Origin of the sequence: Paraburkholderia sp. HC6.4b (genome assembly GCF_014200875.1) — a bacterium.
Taxonomy (GTDB): domain Bacteria; phylum Pseudomonadota; class Gammaproteobacteria; order Burkholderiales; family Burkholderiaceae; genus Paraburkholderia; species Paraburkholderia tuberum.
Window position 1 is genome coordinate 207,148 of record NZ_JACHDC010000010.1, and the last position, 19,365, is coordinate 226,512.

The following is a 19,365-nucleotide window of genomic DNA, read 5'->3' on the forward strand; positions in this document are numbered from 1 at the left end:
CACACCGGTAATTCGGCGGCTTCGGCACCTTTCACGGGGTAATATTACTGTCACATGTGATTCATTATCAGTCACGTTTTTGTCATAAAGAGACCCTAAGCTTCGCGGTGTTCGAGTTTCACGCTCACACCACACGCTCACACCACACGCTCACACCCCCTTGGAGGTCTCATGAAATTGATGCAAACCGTGTTCGCTGGCGTCGCTGGCGCGCTCTTCGCAATCGCAGCGCAAGCCGCAGACATCACCGGCGCGGGCAGCACGTTCGCGGCACCGATTTACACGAAGTGGGCCGACGCTTATCAGAAGACCGGCGGCGGCAAGGTTAACTACCAAGGCATCGGTTCGTCGGGCGGCATCAAGCAGATCGAGGCGAAGACCGTCGATTTCGCAGGGTCGGACGCTCCGCTGAAGGACGACGAACTCGCGAAGGCAGGCCTGTTCCAGTTCCCGACGGTGGTCGGCGGCGTGGTGCCGGCAGTCAACGTGCCGGGCGTCAAGCCGGGCGAACTGGTGCTGTCGGGTGAAGTGCTCGGCGACATCTACCTGGGCAAGATCAAGAAGTGGAACGACCCGGCAATCGTCGCGCTGAACCCGAAGGTCAAGCTGCCGGATCTGGACATCGCCGTGGTGCGCCGCGCCGACGGTTCGGGCACCAGCTTCATCTGGACGAACTACCTGTCGAAGGTCAACCCGGAATGGAAGACGAAGGTCGGTGAAGGTGCGACGGTCAACTGGCCGACCGGCACGGGCGGCAAGGGCAACGACGGCGTCGCGGCTTTCGTGCAGCGTCTGCCGGGCGCGATCGGTTACGTCGAATGGGCGTACGCCAAGCAGAACCACATGAACTACGTCGCGATGAAGAACGAATCCGGCGCGGTGGTTCAGCCGGAGACCGACACGTTCAAGGCAGCGGCGGCTGGCGCCGACTGGTCGAAGTCGTTCTATCAGATCCTGACGAACGAGCCGGGCAAGAACGCATGGCCGATCGTCGGCGCGACGTTCGTGCTGCTGCACACGACGCAGGACAAGGCACCGCAAGGCTCGGAAACGCTGAAGTTCTTCGACTGGGCGTTCAAGAACGGCGGCCAGGCTGCGAACGATCTGGACTACATCTCGCTGCCGCAGTCGGTCGTCTCGGAAATCCGCACGCAGTGGAAGCAGAAGGTCAAGGATTCGGCAGGCAAGACGCTCGCCGAGTAACAGGCGTAAGCTGGCGCGGTCGATCTGGGCCGCGCCCTATAGCACCCCGGCCGTCCTCGTGCGAGGACGGCCTGTGACTTTCACGCGGCATGCGCCGCATGCATCACCGACCGCCCGACATGTGTCGTCCGGCAACTGGAAACAGGTCCCTCAGGCTCTCATGTCCGATATTCATTTAGCGTCCGGCACGAGCCGGGCCACTCCGCCTGGCCGCGCGTCGCAGCAAAAAGCGCCTGGCCGCTCGGGCGATGTGATCTTCGGCGGCCTCGCACGCCTTTCCGCCATCGTCACGCTGCTGCTGCTCGGCGGCATCATCGTGTCGCTGATCGTCGCCTCGATGCCGTCGATTCGCGAGTTCGGTCTCGCGTTCCTGTGGACGGCGGTGTGGGATCCACCCAGCAACCAATTCGGCGCGCTCGTGCCGATCTACGGCACTCTCGCGACGTCGATCATCGCTCTCCTTATCGCGGTGCCCGTCAGCTTCGGTATCGCGCTATTTCTGACCGAACTGTCGCCCGCGTGGCTGCGCCGGCCGCTCGGCATCGCGATCGAGCTGCTCGCCGCGATTCCGTCGATCGTGTACGGCATGTGGGGTCTGCTCGTGTTCGCGCCGATCTTCGCGGTGTGGTTCCAGAAGCCGCTAGGCGCGGTGCTCGGCGGCATTCCGATCGTCGGCGCGCTGTTCGCCGGTCCGCCGATCGGCATCGGCATTCTGTGCGCGGGCGTGATCCTTGCGATCATGATCATCCCGTACATCGCAGCGGTGATGCGCGACGTGTTCGAAGTGACGCCGGTGCTGCTGAAGGAATCGGCGTACGGTATCGGCTGCACGACGTGGGAAGTGATGTGGAAGATCGTGCTGCCGTTCACCAAGAGCGGTGTGATCGGCGGCGTCATGCTCGGCCTCGGCCGCGCGCTGGGTGAGACGATGGCGGTCACGTTCGTGATCGGCAACACCAACCTGCTCGACAATATTTCGCTGTTTTCGCCGGGCAACAGCATCACGTCGGCGCTCGCCAACGAGTTCGCGGAAGCGGAGCCGGGCCTGCATACGTCGGCGCTGATGGAGCTCGGCCTGATCCTGTTCGTGATTACATTCATCGTGCTGGCGATTTCGAAAATCATGCTGCTGCGTCTCGAGAAAGGGGAGGGCGCGAAATGAGCGGGCCGTCCCTGAACATGCCGGGTCTGAAGGACGCCGCGACGCTCGAAACGATGCGCGTGCGTCTGCAAGGGCGCCGTCGCATGACCAACGCGCTTGCGCTGACGCTGTCGCTCGCGGCGATGGCGTTCGGCCTGCTGTGGCTCGTGTGGATTCTCTATACGACGCTGCGTCTCGGTATCGGTGGTCTGTCGGTCGAGCTGTTCACGCAGTCGACGCCGCCGCCGAACACCGATGGCGGCGGTCTCGCCAACGCGATCGTCGGCAGCCTGTTGCTGGTCGGGCTCGCGACCTTCGTCGGCACGCCGATCGGCATCATGGCGGGCGTCTATCTCGCCGAATACGGCCAGAAAGGCTGGCTCGCGAACCTCACGCGCTTCATCAACGACATCCTGCTGTCGGCGCCGTCGATCGTCATCGGTCTGTTCGTCTACGCGCTCGTCGTCGTGAAGATGGGCCACTTCAGCGGCTGGGCCGGCGTGCTCTCACTGGCGCTGCTGCAGATTCCGATCGTGATTCGCACGACCGAAAACATGCTGAAGCTCGTGCCGAATGCGATGCGTGAAGCCGCGTTCGCGCTCGGCACGCCGAAGTGGAAGATGGTGCTGTCGATCACGCTGAAGGCGTCGATCGCGGGCATCGTCACCGGTGTGCTGCTCGGTGTCGCGCGAATTGCCGGCGAAACCGCACCGCTGCTCTTCACCGCTTTGTCGAACCAGTTCTTCTCGGTCGATATGGGCCAGCCGGTCGCGAACCTGCCGGTCACGATCTACAAGTTTGCGATGAGCCCGTTCGCGCAGTGGCAATCGCTCGCGTGGGCCGGCGTCTTTCTGATCACGCTCGCGGTGCTGGGACTGAACGTCCTCGCGCGCACGATCTTCTCGAACAAGTAAGGGCGGAGTGAATCCGATGAACATGGCAGAAACCCAACTCAATCCGATCGGGCACGCAGCCGCGCCCGCGGGCTCCGACCCCGAACACAGCGCTCAAGCGCAAACCCCGTCGCGTCCGAAGATCGAGGTCAAGGACCTCAACTTCTTCTACGGCAAGTATCACGCGCTGAAGAACATCAATCTGCAGATTCCCGAAGGCAAGGTGACCGCGTTCATCGGCCCGTCGGGCTGCGGCAAGTCCACGCTGCTGCGTACCTTCAACAAGATGTACGCGCTCTATCCGGAGCAGCGCGCGGAAGGCGAGATCGTGATGGACGGCGAAAACCTGCTGACCATGCGCCAGGACATTTCGCTGCTGCGCGCGCGCATCGGCATGGTGTTCCAGAAGCCGACGCCGTTCCCGATGTCGATCTACGACAACATCGCTTTCGGCGTGAAGATGTTCGAGAAGCTGTCGCGCTCGGAAATGGACGACCGCGTCGAATGGGCGCTGACCAAGGCGGCGCTGTGGAACGAAGTGAAGGACAAGCTCGGCCAGAGCGGCTACGGTTTGTCGGGCGGCCAGCAGCAGCGTCTGTGCATCGCGCGCGGTATTGCAATTCGCCCCGAAGTGCTGCTGCTCGACGAGCCCTGCTCGGCGCTCGACCCGATTTCGACGGGCCGTATCGAAGAGCTGATCGCTGAACTCAAGAGCGACTACACGGTGGTGATCGTCACGCACAACATGCAGCAGGCGGCCCGCTGTTCGGACTACACTGCCTATATGTACCTCGGCGAACTGATCGAATTCGGCGACACCGAAAAGATCTTCATCAAGCCGGTCCGCAAGGAAACCGAGGACTACATCACTGGCCGCTTCGGCTAATCCGCCGGGCAATACAACGGAGTACGACATGTCCGATAAACATCTGTCCAGCCAGTTCGACGCCGACCTCAACCTCGTTTCGTCGAAGGTGCTCGAAATGGGTGGTCTCGTCGAATCGCAGATCGTCAACGCGATGCAGGCGCTCAACGAATTCGACCTCGACATCGCCGAGCAGGTGATCGTCGCCGAAGACCGTCTGAACAAGATGGAAGTCGAGATCGACGAAGAGTGCAGCAACATCATCGCGCGCCGTCAGCCGGCCGCGCGCGATCTGCGCTTGCTGATCGCGATCTCGAAGACCATCACGAACCTCGAGCGCGCCGGCGACGAAGCCGAAAAGATCGCGAAGCGCACCAAGCGTCTGATGGAAGACGGCGCATCGCGCACCATCAACATCGCCGAGATCAAGCTGTCGGGCGAAATGGCCGTGTCGATCCTGCGCCGTGCGCTGGACGCGTTCGCGCGTCTGGACACGGTCGCCGCCGCGCAGATCGTGCGCGACGACAAGGCGATCGACGAGGAATTCCGCGCGTTCGTGCGCAAGCTGATTTCGTATATGACCGAAGATCCGCGTTCGATCTCGGTGGGCCTCGACTTCCTGTTCATCGCCAAGGCAATCGAGCGGATCGGCGACCACGCGAAGAACATCGCGGAATTCATCATCTACATCGTCAAGGGTACCGACGTGCGGCACCAGTCGCGCGACGCGCTCGAACGCGAAGCGCTCAGCTAATCCAGAGATAAGGAACAGAGGTGCCGATGCCCAGCAGCATTCTCGTCATTGAAGATGAGCCCGCCATTTCCGAACTGATTTCGGTCAATCTTCAACACGCCGGGCACTGCCCGATTCGCGCGTACAACGCGGAGCAGGCGCACAACCTGATCAGCGACGTACTGCCCGATCTCGTGCTGCTCGACTGGATGTTGCCGGGTAAATCGGGTATTTCGTTCGCGCGCGATCTGCGCAACAACGAGCGTACGAAGCATATCCCGATCATCATGCTGACCGCGCGAGGCGACGAGCAGGACAAGGTGCTCGGCCTCGAGATCGGCGCCGACGACTACGTGACGAAGCCGTTCTCGCCGAAGGAACTGATGGCGCGCATCAAGGCGGTGCTGCGCCGCCGCGCGCCGCAGCTGACCGAAGACGTGGTCGCAATCAACGGCCTGAAGCTCGATCCCGCCACGCACCGCGTCGCCGCGCATGCGGAAGGCAGCGAGATCAAGCTCGATCTCGGCCCGACCGAATTCCGTCTGCTGCACTTCTTCATGACTCACCCGGAGCGCGTGCACAGCCGCACGCAACTGCTCGATCAGGTGTGGGGCGATCACGTGTTCGTCGAAGAGCGGACCGTCGACGTGCATATCAAGCGTCTGCGCGCGGCACTCAAGCCGGCCGGGTGCGATGCTATGATTGAAACGGTACGCGGCAGCGGTTACCGGCTGGCGAAGAGCGCCTGATAGCCGTCGGCGGCGCGCTGCATCGCATGGCGCTGTGCCGCCGTGCCTCCCTCCTGCGCTGTATTTTCTCTTCGATCGCTAGACCATGAACATCATCTGGGCGCGCTCCATCGTGTCGGTCGTGCTGCTTGCTGTTCTGTGCGTGGTGGTCGGCGCACTGCTGAACGTCAAGGCAGGGCTCGCTCTCGCCATCGTCCTGCTGCTCGTACAGAGTGTCTTCAGTACCTTCCACAAGCAGCGTCTGTGGCGTCTGCTCGACGCGCCGGTGTACGGCGAAGTGCCGAGCGCCCCCGGCATCTGGGGCGAAATCTATTACCGTCTGCACAAGCTCGCGAAGCGCTGGCATGCCCAGGTGCGCCAGGTCGAGCAGCAGCATTCGCGTTTCATCCAGGCGATCCAGGCGTCGCCTAACGGTGTCGCGATGCTCGACGATCATGATCAGATCGAGTGGTGCAACGCGATTTCCGAAAGCCACTTTGGGCTCGATGCGAAGCGCGATCTGCGTCAGCACATCACGCATCTGGTGCGTCATCCGGATTTCGTGCGCTATCTGAATTCGCATCGGTACGAGGAAATGCTGATCATGCGCGGCATGGGCGACAAGCGCCAGAACGTGCTGTCGGTACAGGTGTTTCCTTACGGCGACAATCGCAAGCTCGTGCTGTCGCAGGACATCACCGAGCTCGAGCGCACCGATGCGATGCGGCGTGACTTCGTCGCCAACGTGTCGCACGAATTGAAAACGCCGCTCACGGTGTTGTCCGGCTTTCTCGAGACGATGCGCGAGCTGCCGTTGGGCGAAGCCGAGCGCGCGCGTTATCTCGAACTGATGGAGCAGCAGGCGTCGCGCATGCGTCATATCGTCAGCGATCTGCTCGTGCTCGCGACGCTCGAAGGCGACAACAAGCCACCGAGCGATCAGATGATCGACATGCGCGCGGTATTGCGGCATCTGCATGACGACGCGCAGAGCCTGTCCAGCGATCATCACAAGATCGTCTTCGATGCCGACGAAGCACTGACCGTCACCGGCGTCGAAACCGAGATTTTCAGCGCATTCGGCAATCTGGTGACGAACGCGATCCGCTACACGCCGGACGGCGGCTCGATCAAGGTCAACTGGCGTGCGCAGGGTGGCCATGCGGTGTTCTCGGTCACCGATAGCGGCTTCGGCATTCCGGCCGCCGATATCCCGCGGCTCACCGAGCGCTTCTATCGCGTCGATCGCAGCCGTTCGCGCGACACGGGCGGCACCGGGCTCGGTCTCGCGATCGTCAAGCACGTACTGCAACGGCACGATGCGCAACTCGACGTGAAGAGCGAAGAAGGGCGCGGCAGCACGTTCACGGTGCGCTTTCCGGTATATCGGACGGCGCGCGTTCAAACCGCACAGGTTTGAACGCGGCAGTCGTACGACTGGTCGACGCATAAAAAAACCGCCTGAAAAAGGCGGTTTTTTATGCGCGCGGATCGTCGGGTGCCCGCCATCGCGGCGAGCACCCGAAACGCGGGCGACTACGAACAGAACTTGCCGAGCAGACTCATCTGAGCATTGCGCGACGCCTTGCCCGGCCGGCGCCGGCGATAGTGACCGTCGCTCTGCATCAACCAGGCCGACTGGTTGTCGCCGAGAAACGCCGACAGCCCTTCCGCGATCACGCGCCGCTTCAGTCGCCGGTTGTTGACCGGGAATGCGACTTCGACGCGCCGGAACAGATTGCGATCCATCCAGTCGGCGCTCGACAGATAGACCTGTTCCTTGCCGCCGTCGTAGAAGTAGTAGATGCGATGGTGTTCGAGAAAGCGCCCGACGATCGAGCGCACCGTGATGTTCTCGGAGAGCCCTTGCACGCCCGGCTGCAGCGAGCACACGCCGCGCACGATCAGATCGATCTTCACGCCGGCCTGCGATGCTTCGTACAGCTCGGCGATCACCGTCGGCTCGAGCAGCGCGTTCATCTTCGCGACGATGCGCGCCTTCTTGCCCGCGCGCGCATGCTCGGCTTCCTTGCGGATCGCGTCGACGAGCTTCGGATGCAGCGTGAACGGCGACTGCCACAGCTCGTGCAGCTTCAGCTCGCCGCCGATGCCGGTGAGCTGCTGGAACACATGGTGCACGTCCTCGCAGATCTTCTGATCGGCGGTCATCAGACCGAAATCGGTATAGAGGCGCGCGGTGCGCGGGTGATAGTTGCCCGTGCCGAGGTGCACGTAGCGCTTCAGGCTCGCCTTGCCGCCCGCCGACACGCGTCGCACGATCAGCATCATCTTCGCGTGGCACTTGTGGCCGACTACGCCGTAGACCACGTGCGCGCCGACCGCTTCGAGCTGCGAGGCCCAGTTGATGTTGGTTTCCTCGTCGAAGCGCGCGAGCAGCTCGACGACCACCGTGACTTCCTTGCCGTTGCGCGCGGCCTGCATCAGCGCATCCATCAGCGGCGAGTCGGTGCCGGTCCGATAGATGGTCTGCTTGATCGCGACCACGTTCGGGTCCTTGGCCGCCTGCAACAGCAGCTCGAGCACCGGCTGGAAGCTCTCGTACGGATGATGCAGCAGCACGTCGCCCTGATCGATCACGTCGAACATGCTCGCGCTGTTGGCGATCTGCCTCGGCGTCGACGGAATGTGCGGCACGAACTTCAGATCCGGCCGGTCGACCATCTCGGGCAGCTGCATCAGCCGCACCAGATTGACGGGGCCGTTCACGTAGTAGCAGTCCTTGTTCGACAGACCGCTTTCGTCGAGCAGGCGCCGCACCACATGCGTGGGCGTTTCCGCCGACACTTCGAGCCGCACCGCATTGCCCAGATGCCGCGCCGGCAGTTCGCCCTGCAACGCGACGCGCAGATTGGTGATTTCGTCTTCGTCGACGAACAGCTCGCTGTTGCGCGTGATGCGAAACTGATTGCAGCTGCGCACGAAGAGATTCGGAAACAGCTCGCCGACAAAGTGTTGGAGCAGCGAGCTCAGCAGCACGAAGCCATGCGGATAACCCGACAGCTCCTGCGGCATGCGCACGAGTCGCGGCAGCGCGCGCGGCGCCTGCACGATGCCCATCATCGCCTGACGGCCGAACGCGTCCTTGCCCTCGAGCTCGACGACGAAGTTCAGGCTCTTGTTCAGCACGCGCGGAAACGGATGCGCGGGGTCGAGACCGATCGGCGTGAGCACCGGCAGCAGTTCGTTGAAGAAGTAGTTGCGCGCCCATTCGGTCTGCGCGTCGCTCCAGGCTTCGTTGCCGTGGAAATAGATGCCTTCCTGTTCGAGCGCGGTGAGCACCGTGTCGTGCAGCATCGTGTACTGGCGATGCACGAGCTTCTGCGCACGTTCGACCACGAGGTCGTACATGTGAAGCAGCGACATGCCGTCGGGCGACAATGCGCCGGGGTTGTCGCCCATCTGTTCCTGAAGCCCGGCCATGCGGACTTCGAAGAATTCGTCGAGGTTGCTACTGGTGATGCAGATAAAGCGGAGACGTTCGAGCAAGGGGACGGCGGGATCGGCGGCTTGCGCCAACACACGCTCGTTGAAACCCAGAATGCCCAGCTCGCGATTCAATAGGGGATAGCGGACGGACATCGGCGGCGAGATTGGAATGTCTGAAATGGAGACGGAAAGACGCTCGGAAATTCTCACGGTTTGATGACGTCCTGATGACATCGGCGATGTTTTTAACATTTTATGCCGCAATCGTCGTCTGTCGTCAATATGACGCGCTACCTATGCGACGATACCGAACTCCCTGCGCCGCGAGGTGACACCGTGAAGGCTGCTACGCTTAGAATGGCGTCTTTGAACAGTGCGGCTGGCCGCGACGCGCACCATGCGCCGAAGGCGCCGGGCCGGCGCGTGGCGCTGCCGGAGTCCGCCGCCACGCCCTCGGCCGCAGCCGCCGCGCTCGCGCGCATGGAGTACGCTTACCCGATGGTCAATATTCCTCATCTCCTCGCCGCCGTCGATCTCGGTTCGAACAGCTTCCGGCTCATCGTGGGCCGGGTCGAGGAAACCGACGCGGGCAGCCAGATCTATCAGGTCGACGCCTTGCGCGAGCCGGTGCGGCTCGCGGCCGGGCTATCGAGCGACAAGATGCTCGATCGCGCATCGCAGGTGCGTGGCTGGGATGCGCTGAAGCGCTTCGGCGAGCGGTTGCGCGATTTTCATCCGGACCACGTGCGCGCGGTCGCGACCAATACGCTGCGCATCGCGAAGAATGCGGGCGAATTTCTCGGCGAGGCGGAGGCCGCGCTCGGTTTTCCGATCGAAGTGATCGCCGGGCGCGAGGAAGCACGCCTGATTTATGCGGGCGCCGCGCACTCGGTGCCGGCGAGCGCGGGCAAGCGGCTCGTCGTCGATATCGGCGGTGGCTCGACGGAATTCATCATCGGCTCGCACTACACGCCGATCATGATGGAGAGCTTGTATATCGGCTGCGTGAGCCATAGCCGCGCGTTTTTCCCGGCCGGCAACGTCGACGAGTACACGATGCGCCAGGCCGAGCTCGCCGCGCGCCGCGAAATCCAGATCATTTCCGCCGAATACAAGAAGACCGGCTGGGAGCAGGCGATCGGCTCGTCGGGCACCGCGCGCGCGCTCGCCGAACTGGTCGAGGCGAACAATTTCAACGATGCGGGCGTCACCCACGGCATTTCGCGCGGCGGCCTCGAGCGGCTCAAGCGCGCGCTGATCAAGGCCGAAAACGTCAACCGGCTGAAACTGATTGCGCTGAAGAGCGACCGCGTGCCGGTGCTCGCGGGCGGGCTGTCGATCATGATCGCGGTGTTCGACGAACTGGGCGTCGACTATGTCGACACCACCGACGGCGCGCTGCGCCTCGGCGTCATGTACGACCTGCTCGGCCGTTCGCAGCACGAGGACATGCGTACGGTGACGGTCGAGGGCTTCATGCGCCGCTATGGCATCGATCGCCCGCAGGCGGGGCGCATCCGCGATCTGTCGACGAGCTTCTACGACCAGTTCGTCGAACCGGACGAGGAACGCCGCGCGGAAAACCGCATGTTCATCGGCTGGGCGGCGTCGCTACACGAAATCGGCCTGTCGATCTCGCATAGCGCGTATCACAAACACTCGGCTTATATCGCGAGCAATGCCGACATGCCGGGCTTTTCGCGTACCGACCAGGCGCGCCTCGCAGCGCTCGTGCTCGGCCACGCGGGCAAGCTCGGCAAGCTGTCGCAGACGCGCGACGTCGAATGGCCGCTGCTGTTCTGTCTGCGGCTCGCGGCGTTGCTGTGCCGTCGACGCGCGGACGTCGGCCTGCCGGGCATCACGGTTGCTCAGGCGAACGGCGGTTACGAGGTGCGTTTGCCGAACGAGTGGGTCGCCAACAATCCGTTGACGGATTACAGCCTGATCCAGGAGGCGGCGGAGTGGGAGAAAGTCGGGATTCCGTACCGTGTCGTTTATACGGACGATTGACGCGATGCGGATCGACGCACGCGTCGATTCGCGGCGTGTGCACGAACAAAAAAAGCCCTGCAAATGCAGGGCTTTTTCGTATCTCGGCGCAGCTTATCGCGGCAACGCATCGCCGAGGAAGTGCCGCGCATAGCGCGCGTTGATATCGGACAGACGGAACAGCGTCAGGAAATCCGCGGTATTGAAGTCGGGGTCCCACGCCGGTGCGCCGCAAATCTTCGCGCCGAGACGCAAGTAGCCCTTCACGAGCGGGGGCGGCGCGACGGCGGCACCCGTCTGCAGTTCGTCGACCGGCAGCGGCGTATGCGGGAACGCGCGATATTCGGGCGCGGTCAGCGCGTTGTCGCGCAGCGAGCAATACAGGTTCGCCGCATAGTGGCCGCCGTCAGCCATCGCGACGCTCGCGCAGCCGAGCATCGTCTCGTAGCCGTTGTGCTTCATGTACGCGGCGAGCCCAGCCCATAGCGACATGATCACCGAGCCGCTGCGATAGTCGGGATGCACGCACGAGCGGCCGACCTCGACCATCTTCGCGCGCAGATGCGTGAGACGCGACACGTCGAACTCGCTTTCCGCATATAGACGGCCGATGCGCGCGGCCTGATGCGGCGGCAGGGCGCGATACGTGCCGACTACTTTCAACGTGTCGAGATCGCGTACCAGCAAATGGTCGCAGTACGAATCGAAGGCATCGACGTCGAGGCCCGCGGGGCCGCTGAGGCGTGCGCCCATTTCGTCGGCGAAGACGCGATAGCGTAGACGCTGCGCTTCACGCAGCTCTTCGTCGGTACGCGCCCACGACACTTGCAGGCGATGCTGCGCGGTGACCGTTTCCTCGGCGCGCGGCAGACGGCGCGGTTCGAAAAGCGAGGCGAAGGGCAGGGTGGGCGTCGGCAGTTCTCGCATTGGCTGTCCTGGTCGAAAAGAGTGAGGATTTCTTTTTTCGCCAATGTAGTAACGCGCGGTGACGCTCGCATGGCAAAGCCGTGACGATTGGATGACTGCCCGTAAGCCCTCGCGTGGGTGCCTGTAATGTCGGAGGTGTCGCGCGACACGCGCGCTCAGATCAGATCGGGGCTGATGGCGGCGCGCAACACCGCCTCATCTTCGCCGTTGCGCTCGCGGCTCTCGATCCACCAGATGCCGGCTTTTTTCAGTGGCCAGCTCGCGCGGCTGTCGCCGAGCAGTTGCGCGGCGACGTGGCCGAGCGTCGGTTGATGGCCGACGATCACGACGGTTTGCGCGATGCCGCCGGGCCAGCCGGCCGCTTCCAGGACGTCGTTCGCGCTCGCGTTCGGCGCGAGTTCGCGCACGACGCGGTACTGGTCGCTCAACGTCTCGGCGGTCTGGATGGTGCGCACGGCGGGGCTCGCGAGTATGACCGCGTCGTTGGGCAAACGGGCGCGCAGCCATTTCGCGGCGTTCTGCGCCTGCTTGCGGCCGCGCGTGGTGAGCGCGCGGGAGAGATCGCTCGCGGCGACATCTTCTGCTTCGGCGTGACGCCAGAGGATCAGGTCCATGGGAGTCTCCTTTTTGAGCGGCTTGGGATGGCGTTGCGGCGGGCTTGCGCGTCTTCGCAGCGAGGTACTGCCTCAAGCACTGTCGCATGCGCAGGTGATGATTTGCAAGGCGAGTGCCTGACGGGTCGGCTGTCGGCGTCCACCTGAACGCGAGCCAAAAAAGCAAAAACCCGCGAAGCCGGAGGCTTCGCGGGTTTCGAGCTGCTTTTCGTGGTCGGAGCGATAGGATTCGAACCTACGACCCTCTGATCCCAAATCAGATGCGCTACCAGGCTGCGCTACGCTCCGACGAATCCGAGAGTATAGGGGGTGCGGGCAGGAGCGTCAATCCCTTGGCGGCCCTAACCGCATGGGCAACGACGTTCACCGTAGCGGGCTCGCGCCGGCCTCGCGGTGGGCTATATACGCCCCATCAACAGCAGAACGATCACGATGATCAGCACGACGCCGACGAGTCCAGTCGGCCGATAGCCCCAGCCGCTGCTATACGGCCAGCTTGGCAACGCGCCGATCAGCAGCAGGATGAGCACGATTAGCAGGATGGTTCCGACGGTCATGGCGTTCTCCTTTTTGAGGGGGCCGCGAAATCGCTGGCCGCATCTTCACGCTGGTTTGGCGCGCGCGCCGCGACAATCGACGCGCGTGTCGCGCGTCTGTTGCTGGATCGGAACCAGCAAGGCATGTGCCCATCACCCGTTAAGCTCGATGCAGTGAGGCCTTGGACGAAAGCGCAGAAGGAGAGAGCGACGCAGGAAGCGTCGTCGTTCGATGTAGGTATGCGCAAAGAACCGGAAAGGCGTTGCGCACGTCCAGCGGACCTCGATGCGCGCAGGCGCCGCAACGCCGGTCAACGCGTCATCGAGCGGACGCGCGACTGAGGTACCGTGACATGCCGGTGCCGCGGCCAGAGGCCATTCGGTCAGAGTTGAAGATCACCCGCATCAATGCCTTGGACGCCTCCAATGCGGCATATGTAGATGCTGATGCGTCCAGTGATGCAGCATGCCCTCGCCATCGTGTTCACGCCGGTAGGCCCGCGATTCGAAAATCGACAACGCCACCAGCACGATCAGGCCTATTGCGAGCCCGATCAGGCCCGCGATCGATTCACCGTCCATGGCAGTCTCCCGGTAGGTTCAGCCATGAACCCATAGTAGCGCAGGTCCGGTGAAATCTCACGAACTGGAACCGGCGACGCACGAGGTGTGTGATGGCGTCGCCGAACGCGCTTTGCGGTTAGACTCTCGGCGCGATGGCGGACCTCCGCCATCGCTTTGTCCCGGAGACGATTGCAAAATGACCCGCGTTCTGACTCTTGCCTTGCTGTTGTGCGCCGGCGTCGCCGGCTGTGCGGACAATCCGTCCGCGCATCGCGGCAGCCCACCACATGATCCCGCCGACTACCACGGCGTGCCCACCGACGATCGGCCGCCCGCGATGGTGCCCGCGCCCGTCGCGCAGTGAGCGCTCGTTGAATTGAAGTGAAAACGAGCGGGAAAGGGCGGGGAAAGCGAAGCACCGGCGCGGGCACGCCGGCACTTCTGACCCGTGCCGACGGTTCGCGCGGAGAGCACGGGCTGAGAGCATTCCAGGACGCGCTCGTTATGCGATATGTATGCGCTTGTTTCAAGCCGTAACGGTCTGTCGTCCGCCGAATAGCCAACGGTGCCCAGCGCACCGCGCTAGGCAGCCGCAAGCCCCCGCGACACGCCCGGCAGGTAACGCGCGAGCGTTGCGCCACGCGTGGCCATGAAGATCAGCAGCGCGATCCACAGCCCGTGATTGCCGTGCCACGCGAGCAATGCCGACGACGCCGCCACGAACACCGCAAGCGACACCGCCATCGACATCATCAGCTCGCGCGTACGCGTCGCGCCGATGAACACGCCGTCGAGCAGGAAGCCCCACACCGAAATGACCGGCGACAGCGCCGCCCACGGCAGATAGGTTTCGGCCGCGGCACGCACGGCGGCCTGATCGGTCAGCCGCTCGATGATCCACGCGCCCGCGCCCCAGTAGACGCACGAGAAGCCGATCGCGCCGAGCGCCGACCACAGCGCGGTGAGCTTGACCGCCTGCGCGAACGCGTGACGATCGCGCGCACCGATCGCCGCGCCGACCAGCGCCTCGGCCGCGTGCGCGAAACCGTCGAGCCCGTACGCCATGAAGGTCTGGAAATTGAGTAGCAATGCGTTCGCGGCGAGCGTCGCGTCGCCTTGCCGCGCGCCGAGATGCGCGAACCAGCCGAACGACGACAGCAGGCACAGCGTGCGCACGAAGATGTCGCGATTAAGCACGACGAGCCGCTTCAGCGCGGCGGCGTCGAACAAGGCGGCGCGATTCAGCGCGGGCAGGCCGCGCGGCCTGCCGTGCCATAGCAGGGCGAGCCCGAGCACGAAGCCGAGCGCGTCGGCGGTCGCGGTAGCCGCGCCGATGCCGGCCACGCCCCAATGAAACGCGTACACGTACAGCAGCACCGCAGCGATGTTCACGCTGTTGATGAAGACCTGCGACAGCAATGCGAGCCGCACCTGCTGCGTGCCGAGCAGCCAGCCGAGTATCACGTAGTTGCCGAGCGCGAGCGGCGCGGCCCAGATGCGCGCGTGGCAATAAACCAGCGCGTGCCGCTGCACGGCGTCGCTGCCGCCGATCGCCCGCAGCGCATAGTCGATCAGCGGTTGCTGCACGAGCAGCACCAGTGCGCCGATCGCGGCCGCCATCAGCAGTGCGCGCACGACGGTGTTGCGCAACTCGTCGCTGCGGCCCGCGCCGTGCGCCTGCGCGACGAGGCCGGTCGTGCCCATGCGCAGGAAGCCGAAGCCCCAGAACACGAAGTTGAAGAAGAGCCCGCCGAGCGCGACGCCGCCGAGGTAAGAGGCACTGTCCAGATGACCAGCGACGGCGGTGTCGACCGCGCCGAGGATCGGTTGCGTCAGATTCGCGAGGACGATCGGGAATGCGAGCGCGAGCACCCGGCGATGCCAGCGCACCGGCAGCGCGGGCGCGCTGGCTGGGTGTGCGGCGGTTTCGGATCGCGCGGCGGGGGGCATGCCGGCATCGGGCGTACCGGCATCGGGCATACCGGCATCGGGCGTACTCGCGTCGTTCAAGAGCGCTCCTGCACGCACACCCAAGGAGAGACGACGACGGCCCACAGCTCGGGGTCGCGCGCGGCGAAATCGGCGGCCGTCTCCGACTGAACGCGCACGACGAGGCCGGAGGACAACCATTGGGCGACCCGGGTGCTGTCGTCGTTGGCGATTGCCTCGGCGACGCTCACGAGATCGAGGTCGCGCGCGACGTGCAGCAGTATGCCGCGCGCAAAAAAACGTTCGAGTTCGCTCCAGCCGATCTTGGCGGTTTCGCCGAGTAGCTTCGCATAAAGGGGGCTTTGGGAGGCGTCGTTGGAAGTCATCGTGGACAGGGTCGGACGGGGCCGTCACTATAAACTATTGGCAAGGACCGGCGGGCCGCGTGGCGGCCTTGCGCAACGCGCCGGGCGGCCTTTTATGCAGCGCGGACTGAATCGGATTCTGAACCTGGATACCGGCGGATTCAACGACGGCGGCACACGAGGCGTGCCGCCCATCAGCACCGGCTATTAATCGTCCGAATATTCAAAACTGAAACGAGTTTGAATGCGGTTTCAATATTGTCGGCGGAATTGTCAATGTTAAATATTTCACTATTCGCGAATTTATTGCGAAGCAGTATCGACGCTTATTCGGAAGAGTTGCCGCGACTAATCGATGCGTTACGTGCGTTTGCGCACCAAGTTAATATTCGCAAGCCAAAGCGGCGTTATTGCCGGATGAGTTAGTGTTATTCGGCCAGACGTCTTTCCTCTGCTGGTTTGGCGGGACTTTCCGCCGATAGCCCAGGAACATTAGCCGGTGCGATACTCCGACATTCCTGGTTTGAATGATTTGGCGTGTGGAGTATCCCAGCTGCGGCGCATTAAGCCGGTCTGATTCCGACATTTCCGATTCACGGATTGCGGAATCCGTACGCCGTGTAACATTGGCCGCAAAATTAATACATTGCGCTTGGAAATGCGGATTGTTAGATTTCGTTCTGGCGCATGGTGAACCGGTCCTTTGCCGATATGCGCCGAACCCCCGTTAGCCCGGCCTCGTGCCGGGCTTTTTTTTTGAATGGATTTACGCGGATGTTTAACCTGCCGCAGCGATCTTCACCGCGAATTCACATATGCGGCCGATGATGGCGGATTATTTTTCGGCGCGAGACTCATGACCGGGGTGATCATTTTTGTCGGCGTGTGGCTAATCGCGCTCGCGTTGCTGGTGCGCTTCGCCACGCGCATCGATCCGCGCTCCGGGCGCTGGCGACGCCGCTAAGCGGTGACGCTCTGCCGCTCGGCGGCCGCGCGTGCCGCACGGCGCGCTGCCTTTTACTGCTTGCAGCGGATGACCATCGAACGGTTTTTCACATTCGCGCCGAAAATCCCACCGATCGTGCCGCCCGACGTCGCGCCGTTGTCGACGTCTTTCGAAACCACGTCGTACCCGTAGTTGCCGCAGGTTTCGCCCGCGCGCTTGTAGCACTCGGCCCAGCTCGTGCTGGCGTCGCTGCCGCTGCAGTTGATCGCGAAGCCGGTGTCGCCGCTCGGCAGATAGGTCATCGTGGTCGTGGTCGAGCAGCCGCCGAGGCCGCCGAGCGTCAGGAGGCCAAGACTGATCGTCGCAGCCGCCGCGACGCGCGCCAATGGGCTTTTCATTTCAGATTCCTTGCAAATAACGGAAGGGCGTGGCGCGCAGCCACGCCGCTTCGAATTGAGCGTTTATAGCACGGCGGGTTCCCGCGCCCGCCGCCTAGCGCGGTGGCAGTTGTTTCGACGGATCGATCGAACGGCCCTGGTAGCGCAGTTCGAAATGCAGCATCACGCGATCGGTATCGGTGTCGCCCATTTCGGCGATTTTCTGGCCGCGCTTGACCGATTCGCCTTCCTTCACCAACAGCGCGCGGTTATGCGCGTAAGCGGTCAGATAGTCGGCGTTGTGCTTGAGGATCAGCAGATTGCCGTAGCCGCGCAGACCGTTGCCCGCATAGACGACGGTGCCAGGCGCCGCCGCGACGATGGGCGTGCCGGCCGCCGCGGCAATATCGATACCCTTCGAGTTGCCGCCGTCGAAACGGCGGAACACCGTGCCGTCGGCGGGCCATACCAGCGAGATCGGGACGGGCGCGGTCGCCGGCGCAGTGTCCGCGGGCGCAGGACGCGGCGCGACCGCCGCGCTCGCGCTGCCACTGCTGCTATCGCCACCGCCGCTGCGGATCGCGCCGCTCGTCGACGCCGCGCCGCCTGGCGGCGCGACGCGCAGCACCTGGCCGACCTCGATGCGGTCGGGATTGGTCAGGTTGTTCCAGCGTGCGATGTTCTGCACCGATTGCCGGTTGCCGCGCGCGATTTTCGACAGCGTGTCGCCCCGTTCGACCCGGTAGTAGCCCGGCCCCACCGGCGCCGACCCGCACGCGGTGAGCAGCGCGAGCAATGCCGCGCAGCCGAGTCGTTTGATTCTTGTCGTTTCCAGCATTGGACCTCGCAAAACACTGCCGCGCGCTGATCCCGATCACGCGGCACAGACAGACAAAGCGTTCGATTCTAACGGTTTTGTGTTGCGCCCCCCGGCGAGGGGAGCGAAGTGGCGGGCGGCCGCTTCGAGCGGCTCGCCGCCGGCGCCGGCGTATCAGCTGGTCTTCTCGACGGTAATGCGCAGTGCCGCCGTTTCGGTTTGTCCCGGCTCGAGCCAGCGCAAACCTCGGCCGTTGTGGATCGCATCGGGCAACCCGAGCCACGGCTCCACGCAGTAAAAGTCCGACTGCGGCGTTTCAGTCCACGTCGTCACCGCGTACCAGGGCACCGAGCCGGGCCGCTGCAGATCGATCGTGATCACGCGATCGATGCCCGGCGCATCGACCCTCACCGGTCGATCGGGCGTGCCGGTCAGGCAATGGAAGCGGTCGTAGATCCGGTCTTCGTCGAGCGTGTAGCTCGCTTCGCCCGGCTCGGCGGGGCTGATCGAGCCGTCCTCGAGCTGACGGCACCGCTCGGTGCGCGGCAGTTCGAGCGTCGTTTGCGCGCGCTGCGTGTGCGGCAGCGTGAAGTAGAAGTGATGGCCGGCGTAGTAGGGCAGGCGCGCGTCGCCGGTATTGGTGGTGGTCAGCGTCACGTCGAGCGTGCGCGGATCGATGAGCTCGTAGGCGGCCTCGAAGCGGAAGCCGAACGGATAGGAGCCGCGGGTCGCTTCACTGTCGGTCAGAACCATCCGCAGGCCGGCGCCATGCACGTCGGCGTGAGGCTCGAACGGCAGGTCGCGCGCGAAGCCGTGCATCGGCAGCTCGCGCACGGTGCCCCGCGCGTCACGCCAATAGCCGATCTTGCCGTCGACGCGATGACGGCCGAGAAATGGAAACAGCAGCGGATTGCCGCCGCGAATCCGCGCGGGCACGCTCCAGTCAGCGTGCTCGGGCCAGTGAATCACCTCTTCGCCGTCGATCGTCCACGACAGCAGACGGCCGCCGGCTTGCGGCGAAAAACGGAGCACCGAGGCGTCCTGGGCGATCTCGAGAATGTCCTGTTCCGGGGAGAGGGGCATGGTCAATAGCTAGCCAGATAGAGGTTGAGGGTCGCGCAAAGCGGCCGCGTGGGTCGGCCGTTGCATCTGCATGGAAGCGGCGTTTTGCGCCATTCGCGGCGACTGCGTCTCGCGCGGCGAAACCGCGATTTTGCGCTGCTTTGCGCTACGGGGAAACCCTTCCCGGGAAATTGCGGGTGTCGGAAAAGGGCGAATCCTATTGATAATC

The 19,365-nt window shown here is 63.7% G+C and carries 19 protein-coding genes and 1 tRNA gene; 9 read left to right on the top strand and 11 right to left on the bottom strand.

All coding sequences use genetic code 11. The annotated features are described in order from the left end of the window. The first annotated feature begins 171 nt into the window (after positions 1-171). The 7 genes from pstS to phoR all read left to right on the top strand — a co-directional run bounded on the left by pstS (position 172) and on the right by phoR (position 6,983). Positions 172-1,203 carry a phosphate ABC transporter substrate-binding protein PstS gene (gene pstS / locus HDG34_RS17365; protein WP_184061442.1) on the top strand — a complete coding sequence of 344 codons (1,032 nt, stop codon included), beginning with the start codon at positions 172-174 and terminating at the stop codon, positions 1,201-1,203. 160 nt (positions 1,204-1,363) lie between these two features. Further along, positions 1,364-2,365: a phosphate ABC transporter permease PstC gene (gene pstC / locus HDG34_RS17370; protein ID WP_184061443.1), complete on the top strand. Its 1,002-nt coding sequence runs from the start codon at positions 1,364-1,366 to the stop codon at positions 2,363-2,365. After that, positions 2,362-3,258: a phosphate ABC transporter permease PstA gene (pstA, locus tag HDG34_RS17375; RefSeq protein ID WP_090801102.1), complete on the top strand. Its 897-nt coding sequence runs from the start codon at positions 2,362-2,364 to the stop codon at positions 3,256-3,258. Before pstC ends, pstA begins: the two co-directional genes overlap by 4 nt. Positions 3,259-3,274: 16 nt before the next feature. Further along, entirely contained in the window at positions 3,275-4,123 is an 849-nt protein-coding gene (pstB, locus tag HDG34_RS17380; RefSeq protein ID WP_184061444.1) for a phosphate ABC transporter ATP-binding protein PstB, read from the top strand. Between the two features lie 28 nt (positions 4,124-4,151). Next, entirely contained in the window at positions 4,152-4,856 is a 705-nt protein-coding gene (phoU, locus tag HDG34_RS17385; RefSeq protein ID WP_027198295.1) for a phosphate signaling complex protein PhoU, read from the top strand. A 26-nt stretch (positions 4,857-4,882) separates the two neighbouring features. Next, positions 4,883-5,584: a phosphate regulon transcriptional regulator PhoB gene (phoB, locus tag HDG34_RS17390; protein WP_008922879.1), complete on the top strand. Its 702-nt coding sequence runs from the start codon at positions 4,883-4,885 to the stop codon at positions 5,582-5,584. Between the two features lie 85 nt (positions 5,585-5,669). Then, entirely contained in the window at positions 5,670-6,983 is a 1,314-nt protein-coding gene (gene phoR, locus HDG34_RS17395) for a phosphate regulon sensor histidine kinase PhoR (RefSeq protein ID WP_184061445.1), read from the top strand. Positions 6,984-7,099: 116 nt separating this feature from the next. Here the strand turns inward: phoR and ppk1 are convergent, their stop codons facing one another. Continuing rightward, positions 7,100-9,163 (bottom strand): polyphosphate kinase 1, encoded by a 2,064-nt coding sequence (gene ppk1 / locus HDG34_RS17400; protein ID WP_090801097.1) that lies wholly within the window; start codon positions 9,161-9,163, stop codon positions 7,100-7,102. Between the two features lie 204 nt (positions 9,164-9,367). Between ppk1 and ppx the strand changes: the two genes are divergently transcribed. Further along, a complete protein-coding gene (ppx, locus tag HDG34_RS17405) occupies positions 9,368-11,020 on the top strand; it encodes an exopolyphosphatase (RefSeq protein ID WP_184061446.1) in 1,653 nt (550 codons plus the stop codon). A 93-nt stretch (positions 11,021-11,113) separates the two neighbouring features. Here ppx and HDG34_RS17410 read toward each other — a convergent pair whose 3' ends face one another. From HDG34_RS17410 to HDG34_RS17430, 5 genes are all read right to left on the bottom strand, one after another. Beyond that, entirely contained in the window at positions 11,114-11,926 is an 813-nt protein-coding gene (locus HDG34_RS17410; protein WP_184028352.1) for a GNAT family N-acetyltransferase, read from the bottom strand. Between the two features lie 155 nt (positions 11,927-12,081). Next, on the bottom strand, positions 12,082-12,540 hold the full coding sequence (locus HDG34_RS17415; RefSeq protein ID WP_184061447.1) for a histidine phosphatase family protein: 459 nt from the start codon (positions 12,538-12,540) through the stop codon (positions 12,082-12,084). A 211-nt stretch (positions 12,541-12,751) separates the two neighbouring features. Continuing rightward, positions 12,752-12,828: transfer RNA gene (locus HDG34_RS17420), tRNA-Pro, on the bottom strand. Positions 12,829-12,938: 110 nt separating this feature from the next. After that, entirely contained in the window at positions 12,939-13,097 is a 159-nt protein-coding gene (locus tag HDG34_RS17425; protein WP_090801093.1) for a DUF3309 family protein, read from the bottom strand. A 384-nt stretch (positions 13,098-13,481) separates the two neighbouring features. Then, entirely contained in the window at positions 13,482-13,658 is a 177-nt protein-coding gene (locus HDG34_RS17430; RefSeq protein ID WP_018421224.1) for a hypothetical protein, read from the bottom strand. 178 nt (positions 13,659-13,836) lie between these two features. Here HDG34_RS17430 and HDG34_RS17435 point away from each other — a divergent pair, with 178 nt between their 5' ends. After that, positions 13,837-14,004, top strand: coding sequence for a hypothetical protein (locus HDG34_RS17435; protein WP_167368601.1), 168 nt, complete (start codon positions 13,837-13,839; stop codon positions 14,002-14,004). Between the two features lie 218 nt (positions 14,005-14,222). Here HDG34_RS17435 and HDG34_RS17440 read toward each other — a convergent pair whose 3' ends face one another. From HDG34_RS17440 to HDG34_RS17460, 5 genes are all read right to left on the bottom strand, one after another. Continuing rightward, positions 14,223-15,590 (bottom strand): MATE family efflux transporter, encoded by a 1,368-nt coding sequence (locus HDG34_RS17440; RefSeq protein WP_184061490.1) that lies wholly within the window; start codon positions 15,588-15,590, stop codon positions 14,223-14,225. A 56-nt stretch (positions 15,591-15,646) separates the two neighbouring features. Next, the gene (locus HDG34_RS17445; protein ID WP_184061448.1) at positions 15,647-15,955 is read right to left on the bottom strand and encodes a DUF2288 domain-containing protein; all 309 of its coding nucleotides are present in this window, start codon (positions 15,953-15,955) and stop codon (positions 15,647-15,649) included. Between the two features lie 996 nt (positions 15,956-16,951). Then, positions 16,952-17,278: a hypothetical protein gene (locus HDG34_RS17450; protein ID WP_090801089.1), complete on the bottom strand. Its 327-nt coding sequence runs from the start codon at positions 17,276-17,278 to the stop codon at positions 16,952-16,954. A gap of 94 nt (positions 17,279-17,372) precedes the next feature. Further along, positions 17,373-18,095, bottom strand: a complete 723-nt coding sequence (locus HDG34_RS17455) for a peptidoglycan DD-metalloendopeptidase family protein (protein WP_184061449.1) — start codon at positions 18,093-18,095, stop codon at positions 17,373-17,375. 153 nt (positions 18,096-18,248) lie between these two features. Further along, entirely contained in the window at positions 18,249-19,157 is a 909-nt protein-coding gene (locus HDG34_RS17460) for an aldose epimerase (RefSeq protein ID WP_184061450.1), read from the bottom strand. Positions 19,158-19,365: the final 208 nt, after the last annotated feature.